The following is a 17,000-nucleotide window of genomic DNA, read 5'->3' as shown; positions in this document are numbered from 1 at the left end:
CCCTAAACCCCATTCACCAGCCGGCAGGGCTCGGCTTCCCAGCGGTAGCCCACGCCGTATACCGAGCGAATAAAGGATTTTTCCCCGTCGATCAGTTCCAGCTTGCGGCGCAGGTTTTTGATGTGGCTGTCGATGGTGCGATCGGTGACCACCCGATAGTCGTCATACAGGTTGTTCAGCAGCTGCTCGCGTGAAAACACGTTGCCCGGCTGGCTGGCCAGCGTTTTCAGCAGGCGGAATTCCGCCGGCGTCAGATCCAGCAACTGCCCCTGATAGCTGGCCTGGAAACGCGGCTCATCGATGTGCAGCAGGTCATCTTCCCGCGCGCTCTCCTGCGGCCGATAGCTGCGGCGCAGAATGGTTTTCACCCGCGCCACCACTTCGCGCGGGCTGTAGGGTTTGCAGATGTAATCGTCGGCGCCGATCTCCAGCCCCAGCAGGCGATCGATCTCTTCGATTTTCGCCGTCACCATCACGATAGGCACGTCGCTGAAGCGGCGCAGCTCGCGGCACACCGTCAGGCCGTCGGCACCCGGCAACATCAGGTCGAGCAAAATCAGCGCCGGCGGATGCTGGTGCACGGTCGGCACCACCTCGTTGCCGTTGGTCAGCCAGCGGGTGGCGTAACCCGCCGCCTGCAGATAGTCCACCAGCAGCTGGCCCAGCTTGGGCTCATCTTCAACAATCATGATCTGCACGGGGTGATTCTGAATGTCCATCAGGGCGCCTTATTTTTTATCGGGGTAGCAAATTCTACTGTAATGCGCACGCCGCCTAAAGGCGAATGCTCGGCGCGGATTTTCCCGTCGTGGGCTTCCACGATGTTGTGGCAGATCGCCAGCCCCAGCCCGGAACCGCCGCTGGCGCGGTTGCGTGAACCTTCCGCCCGGTAGAAACGTTCGAAAATGCGCGTCAGCTGCTGATCGCTGATGCCCGGCGCGCTGTCCTGCCAGTAGAGGAACAGCCGCCCTGGCTGCAGCTCGGCGCTGATTTCCAGCCGGCCGCCGGCGTCGGTGTAGCGCAGGCTGTTTTCCAGCAGGTTATTGAACAGCTGGTTCAAACGGTCGGGATCGCCGAACAGCGGCGCCTGGGCCGGCAGATGCGTAACGATCTCCAGCCCTTTGGCGCGGAAGCGTTCGCGAAAGGCGGCGACGGCGATCTGCAGCAGGTGCACGCAGTCCACCGACGATTTGCGATAGGCCAGCGCACCGAGATCGGAAAGCGACAGCTGGTGCAGATCGTCGACCAATTTAGTCAGGGTAGACACCTCGGCCTGCAGCGAACTGAGCGACGCCGGCGTCGGCTGGCGCACGCCGTCCTGCAGCGCCTCCAGCTCGCCCCGCAGCACCGCCAGCGGCGTGCGCAGCTCGTGCGAGACGTCGGCCATAAAAGCGCGGCGCATCTGTTCGTTTTTCTCCAGCGAGGTGGCCAACTGGTTGAAGTCGTGCGCTAGCCGGCCCAGTTCATCCTGGCTGCTGACCGCCACGCGGGTGGTGAAATCGCCCGCCGCCAGGCGATGGGTGCCCGCCACCAGGCGCTTGACCGGGGCCAGCATGCCGCGCGACAGCAGCCAGGTCACCGCCGCCGCCAGCAGGGTGGAGAGCGCGACGATAATCCAGCTGGTGCGCCGCTGCTGGCGATCGAAGTTGATGTCGGTGTTGCGCGTCAGGCGCTCGACCGGGGTGGTGATCACCCAGCCGACGATCTCGTTGTTGTAGCGGATCGGGTGGCGCGGGCCCTCTTTCGGGACCGGCCCGGAGTGGCCTACCAGGCGGTTGAACTGGCTGTCCACCACCCAAAACTGGGTGCGCCAGCCCTTGGGCGGCAGGTTGTGGCTGCTGTCGCTGTTCTGTTCGAACGAGCGCATGATCTGGTAGATCACTTGATCGTTGTTGCGCAGGAACACCCAGTTGCCGTGGTGGCTGTACTGTTCCTCCAGCGCTTCGCTCAGCATATTGATGCGCTGCTCGTTGCTGTGCTTGATGTAGTCGATAAAGCCGCGTTCAAAGCTGACGCGCACCCCCCAATGCATGGTGATCAGCACCAGCATGCAGGTGGCGAAAATGGCCAGGAACAGTTTCCCGGTAATGCCTATCTTCATTGCAACCTCGTTGAACCGGTACCCGGCTCTTTGGTCAGCGTGCGGTTGGGCGCGCTATCGGCCGGCACGCGCGCGAAGGCCAGTGCGGGCAGAGCGATAATCAACGCCATACAGCAGTAGCTGTAAATAAATGCGCTGTGGATGGCCGGGCTGTCGGCTACCACCTGGTGATGGGCGAAGCTGCCGATCAAGATGCCGGCAACGCTGACGCCAAGGCTCATCGACAGCTGCATGACCATCGACAACAGGCTATTGCCGCTGCTGGCCAGCCGATCCGGCAGGTCTTTCAGCGTCAGGGTGTTCATCGCCGAGAAGCGCAGCGAGTTGACCATCCCCTGGAAGAACAGCACCACCGGCAGCAGCCACAGCCAGCCGAGCATCGCCGCCAACAGGAAGCTCAGGCTGACCAGCGCCAGCAGCAGCGTGGCGGCCACCAGCACGTTGCGGTAGCCAAAGCGGTTGACCACCTGCACCACGATGCGTTTCATGCCCATGCTGCCGATGATCATCGGGATCATCATCAGCCCGGCGTGGAACGGCGTGAAACCCATGCCCACCTGCAGGAACAGCGGCGTCATGAACGGTAGCATGCCGCTGCCGATGCGTCCCAGCAGGCTGGCCAGCAGCCCGATCTTGTAAGTCGGGGTGCGCAGCAGCCGCAGCGAGAACAGGGCGCGGCTATTGCCGTAGGCATGCCAAACATACCCCAACAGCGCCGCAACGCCCAGCGCCACCAGGCCGGCGATGGCGCTGCCGGAGAGCCCCATGCCCTTGTGGCCGTCGAGCGCCAGCGTCAGCGACGCCATGCCGATCGCCAGCAGGATAAAGCCGCTGAGGTCGAAGCGTCGGGTCTGCATTTGGTAGTTGGGCATCAGCAGCAGCGTGGCGATGGCGCCTACGATGCCCACCGGAATATTGATCAGGAAAATCCAGTGCCAGCTGGCGTATTGCACCAGAAAGCCGCCCAGCGCCGGTCCCATCAGCGGGCCGATCTGGCCCGGCAGCGTCACGAAGGTCATCGCCGCCATGTACTGCTCGCGCGGCACGATCTTCATCACCGTCAGGCGGCCGACCGGCACCATCATCGCGCCGCCGATGCCCTGAATCACGCGCGAGGCGATCAGTTCGTTCAGGGTTTCCGAGCGGGCGCAGAGAATGGAGCCGAGGGTGAACAGCACGATGGCACTGAAAAACACCCGCTGTACGCCGACCTTGTCCGCCAGCCAGCCGCTGGCCGGCAGCGTTACCGCCACCGTCAGCACATAGGAGACGATCACCGACTGCATGCGCAGCGGGTTCTCCCCCAGGCTGGCGGCCATCGAGGGCAGGGCGGTGTTGACGATAGTGGTATCCAGCGTCTGCATAAAGAAGCCGAATGCCACTATCCAGAGTTGCCAGCGTACCGTGGCGGCGTGTTTCATCAGCATCGGTCGGCCATTAATGGGGCAGTGGGGCCAGTTGCTTACTGCGGCGGAACTTCGCCTGCAGCCGGTCGAAGTAAAGATAGACCACCGGCGTGGTGTACAGCGTCAGCAGCTGGCTCATCACCAGGCCGCCGGCGATGGTGATGCCGAGCGGCTGGCGCAGCTCCGCGCCGTCGCCGCTGGCCAGCACCAGCGGCAGCGCGCCGAACAGCGCCGCCAGCGTGGTCATCATGATCGGCCGGAAACGCAGCAGGCTGGCCTGGAAAATCGCCTCGCGGGCGCTGATGCCGCCGTTGCGCTGCGCCTCGAGCGCGAAGTCGACCATCATGATGGCGTTTTTCTTCACGATGCCGATCAGCAGCATGATGCCGATCAGCGCAATCAGGCTGAACGGCGCGCTGAACAGCTCGAGCGCCAGCAGCGCGCCCACGCCGGCGGAAGGCAGCGTGGAGAGGATGGTCAGCGGATGGATATAGCTCTCGTACAGCACACCGAGCACGATGTACACCGTGGCGATCGCCGCCAGGATCAGGATCACCTGCGATTTCAGGGTGTCCTGGAACACTTGGGCGGTGCCGGCGAAGGCGCCGCGCACCGTAGGCGGTACGCCGAGCTGGGTCATGGCGCGGGTGACGGCGTCGGTGGCGTCGCCCAGGCTGGCCCCGAGCGGCAGGTTGAACGAGATGGTGGAGGCGGCGGACAGCCCCTGGTGGTTGACCGCCAGCGGCGTATTGGCCGGCTGCCAATGCGCGAAATAGGAGAGCGGTATCGCCTTGCCTTCGCTGTTGATGATGAACATTTTGTCCAGCGAACTCACGTCCTGGGTGTAAGGAGGCGCCACTTCCATCACCACCTTGTATTGGTTGAGCGGCTGATAGATGGTCGAGATCTGCCGTTGGCCGAAGGCGTTGTTCAACAGGTTGTTGGCGTCGGACACCGAGATGCCGAGGCGCGACATGGTGTCGCGATCGTAAATCAGATCCATCTCCGAGCCTTTATCCTGCTGATCCGAGTTGACGTCCGCCAGCTCCGGCAGGGCGGCCAGCGCGGTGCGGATTTTCGGCTCCCAGGTGCGCAGGGCGCTCAAATCGTCCGACAGCAGCGTGTACTGATAGCTGGCGTTGGCCTGCCGGCCGCCGACACGGATATCCTGCACCGCCATCAGGAACAGGCTGGCGCCGGGCTCTTTCGCCAGCTTGGCGCGCAGTCGAGCGATCACCTGCTGCGCGCTCTCTTTGCGTTCGGACAGCGGTTTAAGCGCGATGAACATCGAACCGCTGTTGGTGCGCGAACCGCCGGTGAAGCCGGTGACGTTATCCACCGCCGGATCGTCGCGCACGATGGTCATGAAATCCTGCAGTTTCTGGCGCATGGCCTGGAACGAAATGCTCTGATCGGCCTGAATCGACCCCATCAGACGGCCGGTATCCTGTTCCGGGAAGAAGGTTTTCGGGATGCTGATATACAGCCAGACGTTCAGCGCCACCGTCGCCAGCAGGATCGCCAGCACCCATCGGGCATGGTCGAGCACCCAGTGCAGCGAGCGGCCGTAGCCCTGCTGCAGTTTCATCAACAGCTTGCCGAAGCCGCGCACGCGCTGCTGCGCGCGTTCCGTTTGCGGGCGCAGCAGGTAGGCGCACATCATCGGCGTGAGCGTCAGCGAGATGATCAGCGACAGCCCGATAGACACCGACAGGGTAACGGCGAACTCGCGGAACAGGCGCCCCGGCAGCCCCTCCATCAGCAGCAGCGGAATAAATACCGCCACCAGCGACATGCTCATCGAAAGCACGGTAAAGCCGACCTCGCGTATCCCTTGCAGCGCCGCCTGCAGCGGCTTGATGCCGGCTTCCACGTGGCGGGAAATGTTTTCCAGCACTACGATGGCGTCGTCCACCACGAAGCCGGTGGCGATGGTCAGCGCCATCAGCGACAGGTTGTTGAGGCTGAAACCGCACAGGTACATGGCGGCGAAGGTGCCGATCAACGACACCGGCACCGCGACGGCGGGGATCAGCGTGGCGCGGCCGGAGCGCAGGAAGGCGAACACCACCAGGATCACCAGCGCGATGGCGATGACCAGCGATTGCTCCACTTCCGCCAGCGAGGCGCGAATGGTCGGCGAGCGATCCTGCGCGATGTTCAGCTTGATCGAGGCCGGAATGCTGGCCTCCAGATCGGGCAGCTCGGCGCGGATGCGATCGACGGTGGCGATGATGTTGGCGTCCGGCGAGCGGCTGACCACCAGCAGGATCGCCGGTTGGGCGTTGGTCATCCCGGCGTTGCGCACGTCCTGCACCGAGTCGATGACGTTGGCGACGTCGCTCAGCCGGACGGCGGAGCCGTTGTTGTAATGCACGATCAGCGGCTTGTAGCCCTCGGCCTTCTTGATCTGGTCGTTGCTCTGGATCTGCCAGCGCTTGTCCTGGCTTTCGGCCGAGCCGAGCGGCGTGCGCAGGTTGGCGTTGCTGATGGCCTGGCGCACGCTGTCCAGCGATACGCCCTGGTTAAACAGCGCGGAAGGATTCAGCTCCACCCGCACCGCAGGCAGCGAGCTGCCGCCGACGGTGACGTCGCCGACGCCCTCGGTCTGGGCGATTTTCTGCGCCAGCTGGGTGGAGGCGAAGTCGTAAAGTTGCCCCTGGCTGTAGGTGTCGGAGGTGAGCGTCAGGATCATGATCGGTGCGTCCGACGGGTTCATCTGCCGATAGGTTGGGCGGCTCGGCATGCCGGAGGGCAGCAGGCTTTGCGCGGCGTTGATCGCCGCCTGCACGTCGCGCGCCGCGCCGTTGATGTCGCGGCTGAGATCGAACTGCAGGATCACGCGGGTGCTGCCGAGTGAGCTCATTGAGGTCATTTCGTTAACCCCGGCGATGCGGCTGAGCGCGCGCTCCAGAGGGGTGGCGACCGAGGTCGCCATGGTTTCCGGATCGGCGCCCGGCAAGGTTGCGGTGACGGAGATCACCGGGTAGTCCACCTGCGGGAGCGGCGCGACGGGCAGCAGGCTGAAGCCCAGCGCGCCCGCCAGCGCGATCGCCAGCGTCAGCAGGGTGGTGGCTACCGGCCGGAAGATAAACAGCGAGAAGAATTTCACGGTGTCTCCCGCGCTTCTTCTTTGGCGTGGGTGTTGCGCGCCAGTTTATCGAACAGCAGGTAAATCACCGGGGTGGTGAACAGCGTCAGGATCTGGCTCATGATCAGGCCGCCGACCATGCAGATGCCGAGCGGCCGGCGCAGCTCCGCGCCGACGCCGGTGCTGAGCATCAGCGGCAGCGCGCCAAGCAGGGCGGCCAGCGTGGTCATCAGGATCGGCCTAAAACGCAGCAGGCAGGCCTGATAGATGGCGTCATAGGGCTTCATGCCCTGCTCGCGTTCGGCGGCCAGGGCGAAGTCGATCATCATGATGGCGTTTTTCTTCACGATGCCGATCAGCAGGATAATACCGATGATGGCGATCACGTCCAGCTCGCTGCCCGCCAGCATCAGCGCCAGCAGCGCGCCGACCCCGGCGGTCGGCAGGGTGGAGAGGATGGTGACCGGATGGATGAAGCTTTCATACAGCACGCCCAGCACGATATACATCGCCACCACCGCCGCCAGGATCAGCCACAGCGTGCTGCCGAGCGCCGCCTGGAAGGCCAGGGTCGCGCCCTGGAACTTGGTGGTGATGTCTTTCGGCATCGCCAGGGTCTTCTCGACCTGGGTAATGGCGTTGACCGCTTCTTCCAGCGAGTAGCCCTCCGCCACGTTGAAGGAGACGGTGGTCGCCGGGAACTGATCGAGGTGGTTGATCGCCAGCGGCCCGTTGCGCTGTTCGATTTTGGCGAGGGTATTCAGCGGCACCACGGCGCCGGTACTGCTGGTGAGGCGGATATCGTTCAGCGCCGCCAGCCCCGGCGTCGCCTGCACGTCATGCTCCAGCACCACGCGGTACTGGTTGGCCTGGGTGTAGATGGTGGAGATCAGGCGCTGGCCGAAGGCGTTGTACAGCGCGCTGTCCACGTCGCTCATCTGGATGCCGAGGCGCGACGCCGAGTCGCGATCGACGTTGATATAGGCCTCCAGCCCCTGATCCTGCCAGTCGCTGCTGACGTCCTGCAGCTCGGGCGTCTGCCGCAGTTCGTCGACCAGCTGCGGCACCCATTGGCTGAGCTGCTCGAGGGACATCGCCTGCAGGGTGAACTGGTACTGCGTGCGGCTGACCTGGGTGTCGATGGTCAGATCCTGCACCGGTTGCAGATAGAGCTTCAGGCCGGGCAGCGCTGCCGCCTTCTCCTGCATCCGGTCGATGATGGTCTGCAGGCTGTCGCTGCGTTCGCTCAGCGGCTTCAGGTTGATCTGCAGCCGGCCGCTGTTGAGGGCGGCGTTGGTGCCGTCGACGCCGATAAACGAGGTCAGGCTCTCTACCGCCGGATCTTGCAGCACCTGCGCGGCGACCTGCTGTTGCAGCACCGCCATTTTGCTGAACGACACCGACTGCGGCGCTTCGAGCGTGCCCTGGATCAGGCCGTTATCCTGAATCGGGAAGAAGCCTTTGGGGATGAACAGGTAGAGCAGCACGGTGACGGCCAGGGTGCTCAACGCCACGCACAGCGTCAGCCACTGGTGGGCGAGCACGACTTTCAGCCAGCGGCCGTAGCCGGCGATCACGCGTTCGAAGAAACGTTCCGAGGCAGCGGAGAAACGGTTCTGCTTGCGCAGCGACTCATGGCTCAACAGACGGGCGCACATCATCGGCGTCAGCGTCAGCGACACCACGGCGGAGATCAGAATCGCCACCGCCAGCGTCACGGCGAACTCGCGGAACAGGCGGCCGACGATGTCGCCCATGAACAGCAGCGGGATCAGCACCGCCACCAGCGAGAAGGTCAGCGAGATGATGGTGAAGCCGATTTCGCCGGCCCCTTTCAGCGCGGCGTCGAGCGGTTTTTCGCCTTTCTCGATGTAGCGCGAGATGTTCTCGATCACCACGATGGCGTCGTCCACCACGAAGCCGGTGGCGATGGTCAGCGCCATCAGCGTCAGGTTGTTGATGGAGAAACCGAGGAAGTACATGGCGGCGAAGGTGCCGACCAGCGACAGCGGCACCGCCACGCTGGGGATAATGGTTGCCGGCACGTTGCGCAGGAACACGTAAATCACCATCACCACCAGCGCGATCGCCAGCAGCAGCTCGAACTGCACGTCGCTGACCGAGGCGCGAATGGTGGTGGTGCGGTCGGTCAGCACTTTGACGTCGACCGACTTGGGCAGGCTTTTAATCAGCGTCGGCAGCATTTCGCGAATGCTGTCGGCGGTGGTGATGACGTTGACGCCGGGCTGGCGCTGAATGTTCAGCACGATCGCCAGCTGCTTGTTGGCCCAGGCCGCCAGCCGGGTGTTTTCCGCACCCTGTTCGACGGTGGCGATGTCCTGCAGGCGGATCGGCGCGCCGTTTTTGTAGGCGACGATCAGCCGCCGGTACTCATCGGCGGACTTCATCTGATCGTTGGCGGACAGGGTGACCGAGCGGGTCGGGCCGTCCAGGCTGCCTTTGGCGGAGTTGACGTTGGCGGCCGTGATGGCGGTGCGTACGGTTTCGCTGTCGAGCCCGTTGGCCGCCATGGCCGGCGCGTTGAGCTTCACGCGTACTGCCGGGCGCTGGCCGCCGGAAAGGGTGACCAGACCGACGCCGGTCACTTGGGAAATTTTTTGCGCCACGCGAGTTTCCACCATGTCTTCCACCTGCGTCATCGGCATGGCGGTGGAGGTGACGGCCAGCGTCAGGATCGGCGGATCGGCGGGGTTAACCTTGCTGTAGATTGGCGGATAGGGCAGATCGGTCGGCAGCAGGTTGGTGGCGGAGTTGATCGCCGCCTGCACCTCCTGCTCGGCAATATCCAGCGACAGCGCCAGCTGGAACTGTAGGGTGATCACCGAGGCGCCGCCGGAGTTCTGTGACAGCATCTGTTTGAGGCCGGACATCTGGCCGAACTGGCGCTCCAGCGGCGCGGTGATGGCAGAGGTCACCACGTCCGGGCTGGCGCCGGGGTACAGCGTCACCACCTGAATGGTCGGGTAGTCCACTTCCGGCAGGGCGGAAACCGGCAGCGCGCGGTAGCCGATGATCCCCGCCAGCAGGATCGCCACCATCAGCAGCGTGGTGGCGACCGGGCGCAGAATAAACAGGCGGGACGGGCCGCCGCCGGGGTTCGGCGTCATCACCTGCATCAGGCTTTCTCCCGCTTGGCGTGCGGTGCGGCGTTGCCGCCGGCCGCTTTGGTTTGCGGCGTCACCACCTCAACCTTCATGCCCTCCGTCAGTTGGTCGATGCCGTCGGTCACCACGCGTTGCCCGGCGTTCAGGCCGCTGGCGATGACCACGTTTTGGCTGTCTTCAATGCCGACGGTGACCAGGCGTTTGCTGACTTTATTCTCATCGTCCATCGTCCAGACGAAGTTGCCTTCGTTGCCCATCTGCACGGCGGCGGTCGGCACCACGATGGCGTTTTGCAACGTGGCGACTTTCAGCCGCGCATTGACGAACTGATTGGGGAACAGCGCGTCGTCCTGGTTGGCGTACTGCGCCTTCAGCTTGATGGTGCCGGTGGTGGTGTCTATCTGGTTATCCAGGCTGAGCAGATTGCCCTGCGCCAACAGGGTCTTGTTGGTGCGCCCCCAGGCTTCGACGCTGACCGGGCCGGCCTTTTGCGCCTTCATGATGTCGCTGATGGTGCTTTCCGGCAGCGTGAACACCACGTCGATCGGATGCGTTTGCGTGATCACCACGATGGCGGTGGAGCCGCTGGTGATGTAGTTGCCCATATCGACCTGTTTGAGGCCCACGCGGCCGGAGATCGGGGCGATGATTTTGCTGTAGGTCAGCTGCAGCTGAGCGCTGTCCACCGCGCCCTGATCGGCCTTGATGGACCCTTCGGTCTGCTGCACCAGCGAGGCCTGCGTGTCCAGCTCCTGGCGAGAGACCAGATTGGTTTTCACCAGTTGCTGGTAGCGGGCCAGATCGCGCCGGGCGTTGGCCAGCGTCGCCTGATCCTTCGCCAGCTGCCCCTGAGCCTGGGTCAACTGGACCTGGAATGGCCGGGGATCGATTTCCGCCAGCAGATCGCCGGCTTTCACCTGCTGCCCTTCGGTGAAGTGCAACGTCATCAGTTGGCCGTCGACCCGGCTGGTGACGGTAACGGTATTGGCGGCGGTGACGGTGCCCAGCCCAATCAGATAGCTCGGCACGGATTGCTGCGTGGCCGTGGCCACCTGAACCGGCGACAGATTGCCGCGGCGTTTGCCACCGGTGGCCGCTCCTTTGGCACCGCCGGCAGGGCGGGCTGCCGCCGGTGTTTCAGCGGCCGGCGGCGCGGCGTTGAAATGACGCCAAATCAGCACGGCGACAATGGCCACGATGGCGGCAACCAGCAGGCGCAGCATCAGGGAACGACGTTGGGGTTTTGCATTCATGGCGGCGAAAATTCTCTCCAGAGGACAACCGTGCGGGCACGCATTGCCACAAAAGTGACACTCCTTACAGAATACTAGTTTAGCCAGCCAAAGCGGCATAAAAATGAAGGAAATAAGGAGGAACCGTCAGCATTTTCCGAATAAGTTAACGATTGTTGCCTACGCTGTTTATAAGCGTTGGGTTTTAACTTATAGCCAATGCGTTTTAACGACTTTCTGTACTTGGCGCTAATAATTAACGAGCGAATTATTTAACCCATGGAGCCTCTATCAATGAGCAAAAAACAACTGGGCCGTTCGGGCATTCAGGTGCCGGCGTTGACCTTCGGCGGCAACGTGTTCGGCTGGACGGCGGATCAAGCGACCTCTTTCAGCCTGTTGGATGCGCTGGTGGACAATCAGCTCAACTTTATCGACACCGCCGACGTTTATTCCAGCTGGGCACCGGGCAATCGGGGCGGCGAATCGGAAACCGTCATCGGCGAATGGCTCAAGAAGAGCGGCAAGCGCGACCAGGTGATCATTGCCACCAAAGTGGGCAAACCGATGGGCGAAGGCAAACAGGGGCTGTCGCCGCGCTATATTCGGCAGGCGGTGGAAGACTCGCTGCGCCGCCTGCAAACCGATTATATCGATCTTTACCAATCGCACGACGATGACCGCGATACGCCGTTAGAAGAGACGCTGGCGGCGTTCGATGCGCTGATCAAGGCCGGCAAGGTGCGGGCGATTGGCGCCTCCAACTATCAGGCGGATCGCCTGGAAGAAGCGCTGCGGGTGAGTGAAAGCAACGGGCTGGCGCGCTACGAAACCCTGCAGCCGGAATACAATCTGTATGCGCGCGAAGGGTATGAAGCCGAGCTGGAAGGCGTGGCGCAGCGCCATGGTCTCGGGGTGATCAACTTCTTCGCGCTGGCCAGCGGTTTCCTGACCGGCAAATACCGCAGCAAAGCGGATGAGGGCAAAAGCCAGCGCGGTGATCGCATCGTCGAACGCTACCTTAACCCGCGCGGCTTCCGCATTCTGGCGGCGCTGGATCAGGTGGCTGGTAAGCACGGCACCTCCCCGGCGCAGGTCTCGCTGGCCTGGCTGATTGCGCGCCCGAGCATCACCGCGCCGATCGTCAGCGCCACCTCGTTGCCGCAGCTGGATGAGTTGGTCAGCGCCACGCACCTGACGCTGGATGCGGACGACATCCAGGCGCTGAACCACGCCAGCGCCGGGTAAGGCGCGTTACCCGGCGGCGATTTTGCTCTATGCTGAAGGGGTCAACATGGCCCATTCAGGAAACCGCAATGTCTGGTGATACCATCAACGACCTCGCGACGCTGGAACAGCTGTACGGCAAACCCGGCGCCCCCTCGGTTTTTAAAGAAGTCAGCTATATCCACCCGGCGTACCGCCCGTTTATCGAGGCGGCGCCGTTTGCCGCCCTCTCGACGGTCGGGCCGGACGGCATGGATGTCTCGCCGCGCGGCGATCCGGCCGGTTTTCTCCACATCGAAGACGAGAAAACCCTGCTGCTGCCGGATCGGCGCGGCAATAACCGCATCGATAGCCTGCGCAATATTCTGCACGACAACCGGGTGGCGCTGCTGCTGCTGATCCCTGGCATCGGCGAAACGCTGCGGATTAACGGGCGGGCGGAGATCGTGGTGGCGCCGGCGGTGCTGCAGCGCTTCGCCCACCGCAATCAGCTGCCGCGTTCGGTGTTGCGCATTCGGGTGGAGGCGGTGTTCTTCCAGTGCAGCCGGGCGATCTTGCGTTCGGGACTTTGGGAAGAGGGCAGCCGCCTCGAACGTTCGGCGCTGCCCAGCCCCGGCCATATTTTGGCCGCGGTGAGCCAAACGCGCTTCGACGGTGAGGAGTACGACCAGGCGCTGCCGCAGCGGCTGAAGGATACGCTGTATTAATCGCCGCGGCGTTCGCGCCACGTTTGCCGGTTCAGCCGGTACAAGACATGTTTTTGCAGCGGGTGCCCCGCCGGCAGGCGCGGGTGCAGGAAGGTTTCGCCGTCAAAGTGCATGCCGATGCGCTCCATCACCCGGCGCGACGGCTGGTTGTTTTCGGCGGTGAAGGACACCACTTCCGGCAAGTGCAGCGTGTCGAAGGCACACGCCAGCGCAGTGCGTGCCGCTTCAGCGGCGTAGCCGTTGCCCCAGTGGGCCGCCGCCAGCCGCCAACCGATCTCCACGCAGGGGGAGCAAGGCAGATCGTCGCCCGGCCGCGCCAGCCCGACAAAACCGATAAAGGGCGCGCCGCCTTTCACTTCCACCGCCCATAGCCCCCAGCCATGTTGCTGCATGAAGGCGCGGATGCGTTCGGCCTGCGCGTGGCTTTCTTCGGCCGTCATCGTCGCCGGGAAATAGCGCATCACCTGCGGATCGGCGTTAAGCGCGGCGAAGGCCGGCAGATCGTCGTCGCGCCAGGGGCGCAGCCGCAGCCTGTCGCTGTCGAGGGTAAGGATGGTGGACATGATGCATAGCCTCCAATGAGCAAGGGCGCGGCGAGCCGCGCCCTTGGGCAGTCAACGGAACAGCGTTTGCGCCCAGCGCGCCAGCCCGGCGGTGACCGAGCCGAAGTCGTTGCCGCCGACGATCGGAATGCCCGGCAGCTGCTGTTGCAGCGCGGCGCGCAGCAGCGGCGAACGCGCGCTGCCGCCGGTCAGGTAGATCACCTGCGGCGCGGTCTGGCTGCTGGCCAACGCGGCGCTGACCTGCTCCTGGATGCGCATCAACGGCTGTGAGATGGCGTCGGCGAGCTGATCCTGGCTGATGCTTTCCGCCAGATCGGCCTGGACGAAGCTGAGCGGCGCGCTGATGGCGGTTTGGCCTGACAGGGCTATCTTACTCTCTTCGGCCGCGCGCACCAGCCGGTAGCTCAGGCGCTGCTGGTACACTTTCAGCAGGCGTTTGACCTTTTCCGGCTCCGCCGCGTCGAGGATCAGATCGCGCAGCACGCGGCCATTGGCGGCGCTGTAGAAGTCGTTTTGCGCCGGTACGTCGTTGGTCGCCACCGCGTTCCAGTAAGGCAGCGCCGGCAGGGCGATGCCTTTCCCGGTTTCGCCGCCCAGGCCGAACAGCGGCATCAGCTGTTTGAAGGCCAACATGATGTCCAGATCGTTACCGCCGACCCGGCAGCCGCTGTGGCCCAGCAGGCTCTGCTGACGATCGGCGCGGTCGCGCCACTGCGGGCCCATCAGCAGCACCGAGCAGTCGGTGGTGCCGCCGCCGATGTCCACCACCAGCACGGTTTGCTCTTCGCTCAGCGTCGCCTCGAAGTCCAGCCCTGCCGCCACCGGCTCGAACTGGAATTCAATCTCTTTGAAACCGGCGCGTTCGGCGGCGCGCTGCAAAATGCCCTGCGCCTGCCGGTTGGCCTCTTCGCCGCCGATGCCCTGGAAGTTGATCGGTCGGCCGATCACCGCTTGATCGATACCGGCCTGCAGCACGTTTTCCGCCTGGCGTTTGATGTGGAACATCATGGCGCAGACCAGGTCTTCGAACAGGGCGATCTGCTGCGGCTTCAGGCCGTTGGCGCCGAGGAAGGACTTCGGCGAGCGCACGAAGTACACCTCTTCCGGATCTTCCATGTAGTGCGCCAGCGCCTGCAGGCCGAACAGCACGCTGTCGCCGCCGACCGGAATGTCCTCTTCGCGGTTGTAACTGATGGCGCGGCGCAGCAGCTGCTGGTTTTCTTCGCTGCCGGTCGGCACCTGCCAATGGCGGTGCAGGCATTCGCTCACCGCTTCGCGGGTCGGCGCGCACAGCATCGAAGGCAGATACGGCTCGTTGTTTTCCAGCGTCAGCAGCTCGGGGCCGTGGTCGCGCATCACCGCGACGGAACAGTTGGCTGTCCCATAGTCGAATCCAATAAACATCTCTTTTTTGTCCCCATGCCAATGAAGGGGGGCGACTTTACCCGAGACGGGGCCGGTGGGCAATGCGCTGATGCGCGAGTGTCGAAAAATTTAGCGGGCGCGGCATCGGCATGCTTAACTTAATGTCCGAATTCCGCACGTCAGCGCGCCAGCCGAGCCCCATAATGCAGAAAAAACCGAACCCGAGCGTTGCCATGAATACCCAACAGCAAGCGTTGTACGACGCGCTGCGCGCGCGTGACCGCAAATTCGACGGCCGCTTTTTCGTCGGCGTCTCTTCCACCGGCATTTATTGCCGCCCGGTGTGCAGCGCCCGCACGCCGAAGCTGGAAAACTGCACCTTCTATCCGAGCGCAGCGGCGGCCGAGCTGGCGGGCTTTCGCCCCTGTCTTAAATGCCGGCCGGAACTGGCGCCCGGCCTGGCGCTGATCGATCTGGGCAACCGCTATGCACAGGTGGCGGTGCAGCTCATCGAGCAGGGCTATCTGTCCGAACACAGCTGCGAAGCGCTGGCGGCGCGGCTCGGCATTTCCGATCGCCACCTGCGGCGTATCTTCGCCGAGCAATTTGGCGCTTCGCCGATCGATTACGCGCAGTCGCACCGGCTGCTGCAAGCCAAACGCCTGTTGGCGGACACCGATCTGCCGCTCAGCGAGGTGGCGTTCGCCGCCGGTTTCGGCAGCCTGCGGCGTTTCAACGAGCTGTTCAAGGCGCGCTATCGCCTGATTCCGTCGGCGCTGCGCAGCGGCGGCGCGCGCGGTGAACGGGCCGCCGCCAGCGGCCTGGTGTTCCACCTGGGCTATCGGCCGCCCTATGACTGGGATCGCATGCTGAACTTCTTGCAGGCGCGCGCCGTGCAGGGCGTAGAGCGGGTCGAGGGCCGCCGCTATCTGCGTTCGATCTCAGTCAGCCAAGGCGGTACGGAGTATTGCGGCTGGCTCAGCGTGCAGCCGGAAGAAGCGCGCAACCGGGTCAGGGTAGAGATCGCGCCGGCGCTCAGTTTGGTGACGACGGAGGTGCTGCGCCGCATACGCTTGCTGTTCGATTTGGACGCCGCGCCGGATCGCATCAATGAGGCGCTGGGTTCGCTGGCGGCCGATGCGCCGGGGCTGCGCTTGCCGGGCTGCGTAAACAGCTTCGAGCAGGCGGCGCGTGCGGTGCTGGGGCAATTGGTCAGCGTGAAAATGGCGGCAACCTTCGCCGGGCGGATGGCCGAACGTTGGGGAGAACCGCTGGCGGCGCCGCACGAGGGCATCACCCACGTTTTTCCTAGCGCCGAACGGGTGGCGCAGCTGCAGCCCGAAGCACTGCGCCCGCTCGGGGTACAGCTGAAGCGCGCGGCGGCGCTGATCGAGATCGCCCGCGCGCTGGGCGAAGGGCGGCTGCAGCTCGATAACGTGCTGGATATCGAACAGGGCATCAAGGCGCTGACCGCGCTGCCGGGCATCGGCAGCTGGACCGCCAGCTATATCGCCATGCGCGCCTGGTCGTGGCCGGACGTGTTCCTGGCCGGCGATTACCTGATCAAACAGCGTTTCCCCGGCATGACGCCGCGCCAGATAGAACGCTATGCCGAACGTTGGCGCCCGTGGCGTTCTTACGCCACGCTGCACCTGTGGCACAACGACGGTTGGGCACCGGAAGGGGAGGAGTGAGGCGCATTCGGGCTAGCGCGGGGCGTCGATCAGCTGCAGCAGGCGGCTCATGCCTTCGCGCATCAGGAACGCCAGCAGCTTTTCCCGCTCGGCCGGCGTCAGATGGTAGTAATACTCGATCCAGACCCGAATAGGATCCTGGCGTTTGATGTCGTAGTCCGGATGGTCGGCCTCGCGTAAGGCCGACAGGCTGCGCGCGCCGAACGGCAGGCTGTCGATATGGTATTCCAGCGCTTTACCCTGCACGCCGCTGCGGCGGCGGCTGACCCAGCCTTCGCGTCGGGCCATCAGATTGACCCCTTGCGGGGTCGAGGGCAACCCCGCTTTCCCCATCAGTTCCCTGGCGGAAAACCATTTCTTTTCCATAGTCCCTTATCCCTGAGCTATCACATGTCGAGGAAAATCAACGGATACGTCGATGTCCGCATGGGAGCTTCATCTTACTTAATCGTTTAAGCTTCAGGTGTTATTTATATCACTAATCTCGTA

At 63.8% G+C, this 17,000-nt stretch carries 12 protein-coding genes; 3 read left to right on the top strand and 9 right to left on the bottom strand.

Annotated features, from left to right (window positions below):
• Positions 1–2: 2 nt before the first annotated feature.
• Genes baeR through QOL81_RS20325 form a run of 6 tightly spaced genes read right to left on the bottom strand, consistent with a single transcriptional unit; the run spans position 3 to position 10,976 of the window.
• Positions 3–719, bottom strand: coding sequence for an envelope stress response regulator BaeR (baeR, locus tag QOL81_RS20350; protein ID WP_060441150.1), 717 nt, complete (start codon positions 717–719; stop codon positions 3–5).
• The gene (baeS, locus tag QOL81_RS20345) at positions 719–2,101 is read right to left on the bottom strand and encodes an envelope stress sensor histidine kinase BaeS (RefSeq protein ID WP_049202687.1); all 1,383 of its coding nucleotides are present in this window, start codon (positions 2,099–2,101) and stop codon (positions 719–721) included. Before baeS ends, baeR begins: the two co-directional genes overlap by 1 nt.
• Positions 2,098–3,528 (bottom strand): MFS transporter, encoded by a 1,431-nt coding sequence (locus tag QOL81_RS20340; RefSeq protein WP_049202686.1) that lies wholly within the window; start codon positions 3,526–3,528, stop codon positions 2,098–2,100. The genes baeS and QOL81_RS20340 overlap by 4 nt, the downstream gene beginning before the upstream one ends.
• A 10-nt stretch (positions 3,529–3,538) precedes the next feature.
• Positions 3,539–6,619 (bottom strand): multidrug efflux RND transporter permease subunit MdtC, encoded by a 3,081-nt coding sequence (gene mdtC, locus QOL81_RS20335; RefSeq protein ID WP_060424867.1) that lies wholly within the window; start codon positions 6,617–6,619, stop codon positions 3,539–3,541.
• Entirely contained in the window at positions 6,616–9,735 is a 3,120-nt protein-coding gene (locus QOL81_RS20330; protein ID WP_283440008.1) for an MdtB/MuxB family multidrug efflux RND transporter permease subunit, read from the bottom strand. Before QOL81_RS20330 ends, mdtC begins: the two co-directional genes overlap by 4 nt.
• On the bottom strand, positions 9,735–10,976 hold the full coding sequence (locus QOL81_RS20325) for an MdtA/MuxA family multidrug efflux RND transporter periplasmic adaptor subunit (RefSeq protein ID WP_193159368.1): 1,242 nt from the start codon (positions 10,974–10,976) through the stop codon (positions 9,735–9,737). The genes QOL81_RS20330 and QOL81_RS20325 overlap by 1 nt, the downstream gene beginning before the upstream one ends.
• A 273-nt stretch (positions 10,977–11,249) precedes the next feature.
• Between QOL81_RS20325 and QOL81_RS20320 the strand changes: the two genes are divergently transcribed.
• Both QOL81_RS20320 and QOL81_RS20315 read left to right on the top strand, forming a co-directional pair.
• The gene (locus tag QOL81_RS20320) at positions 11,250–12,203 is read left to right on the top strand and encodes an aldo/keto reductase (protein WP_060424861.1); all 954 of its coding nucleotides are present in this window, start codon (positions 11,250–11,252) and stop codon (positions 12,201–12,203) included.
• 68 nt (positions 12,204–12,271) lie between these two features.
• On the top strand, positions 12,272–12,889 hold the full coding sequence (locus QOL81_RS20315; protein ID WP_060424858.1) for a pyridoxamine 5'-phosphate oxidase family protein: 618 nt from the start codon (positions 12,272–12,274) through the stop codon (positions 12,887–12,889).
• On the opposite strand, the gene QOL81_RS20310 is transcribed toward QOL81_RS20315, so the two are convergent.
• Together QOL81_RS20310 and yegD are read right to left on the bottom strand one after the other, a co-directional pair.
• Entirely contained in the window at positions 12,886–13,452 is a 567-nt protein-coding gene (locus QOL81_RS20310) for a GNAT family N-acetyltransferase (RefSeq protein ID WP_197757155.1), read from the bottom strand. The two genes, QOL81_RS20315 and QOL81_RS20310, sit on opposite strands and share 4 nt — an antisense overlap.
• 51 nt (positions 13,453–13,503) lie before the next feature.
• Positions 13,504–14,856, bottom strand: coding sequence for a molecular chaperone (yegD, locus tag QOL81_RS20305; protein ID WP_048234531.1), 1,353 nt, complete (start codon positions 14,854–14,856; stop codon positions 13,504–13,506).
• Between the two features lie 164 nt (positions 14,857–15,020).
• On the opposite strand from yegD, the gene alkA reads away from it, so the two are divergent.
• Entirely contained in the window at positions 15,021–16,511 is a 1,491-nt protein-coding gene (alkA, locus tag QOL81_RS20300; RefSeq protein WP_070913887.1) for a DNA-3-methyladenine glycosylase 2, read from the top strand.
• A gap of 12 nt (positions 16,512–16,523) precedes the next feature.
• Here alkA and QOL81_RS20295 read toward each other — a convergent pair whose 3' ends face one another.
• Positions 16,524–16,877, bottom strand: coding sequence for a DNA-binding protein (locus tag QOL81_RS20295; protein ID WP_049200678.1), 354 nt, complete (start codon positions 16,875–16,877; stop codon positions 16,524–16,526).
• Positions 16,878–17,000: the final 123 nt, after the last annotated feature.

Origin of the sequence: Serratia sp. CC22-02 (genome assembly GCF_900182895.1) — a bacterium.
GTDB lineage: Bacteria > Pseudomonadota > Gammaproteobacteria > Enterobacterales > Enterobacteriaceae > Serratia > Serratia nevei.
The sequence above is the reverse complement of the archived record's forward strand: the minus strand, read 5'-3'. Positions and strand labels throughout refer to the sequence as shown.

Excerpts from the sequence above, each read along its gene's own strand:
- baeR (WP_060441150.1), bottom strand. The coding sequence starts at position 719 with ATGGACATTCAGAATCACCCCGTGCAGATCATGATTGTTGAAGATGAG.
- baeS (WP_049202687.1), bottom strand. The coding sequence starts at position 2,101 with ATGAAGATAGGCATTACCGGGAAACTGTTCCTGGCCATTTTCGCCACC.
- QOL81_RS20340 (WP_049202686.1), bottom strand. The coding sequence starts at position 3,528 with ATGCTGATGAAACACGCCGCCACGGTACGCTGGCAACTCTGGATAGTG.
- QOL81_RS20330 (WP_283440008.1), bottom strand. The coding sequence starts at position 9,735 with ATGCAGGTGATGACGCCGAACCCCGGCGGCGGCCCGTCCCGCCTGTTT.
- QOL81_RS20325 (WP_193159368.1), bottom strand. The coding sequence starts at position 10,976 with ATGAATGCAAAACCCCAACGTCGTTCCCTGATGCTGCGCCTGCTGGTT.
- QOL81_RS20320 (WP_060424861.1), top strand. The coding sequence starts at position 11,250 with ATGAGCAAAAAACAACTGGGCCGTTCGGGCATTCAGGTGCCGGCGTTG.
- QOL81_RS20315 (WP_060424858.1), top strand. The coding sequence starts at position 12,272 with ATGTCTGGTGATACCATCAACGACCTCGCGACGCTGGAACAGCTGTAC.
- QOL81_RS20310 (WP_197757155.1), bottom strand. The coding sequence starts at position 13,452 with ATGTCCACCATCCTTACCCTCGACAGCGACAGGCTGCGGCTGCGCCCC.
- yegD (WP_048234531.1), bottom strand. The coding sequence starts at position 14,856 with ATGTTTATTGGATTCGACTATGGGACAGCCAACTGTTCCGTCGCGGTG.
- alkA (WP_070913887.1), top strand. The coding sequence starts at position 15,021 with ATGCAGAAAAAACCGAACCCGAGCGTTGCCATGAATACCCAACAGCAA.
- QOL81_RS20295 (WP_049200678.1), bottom strand. The coding sequence starts at position 16,877 with ATGGAAAAGAAATGGTTTTCCGCCAGGGAACTGATGGGGAAAGCGGGG.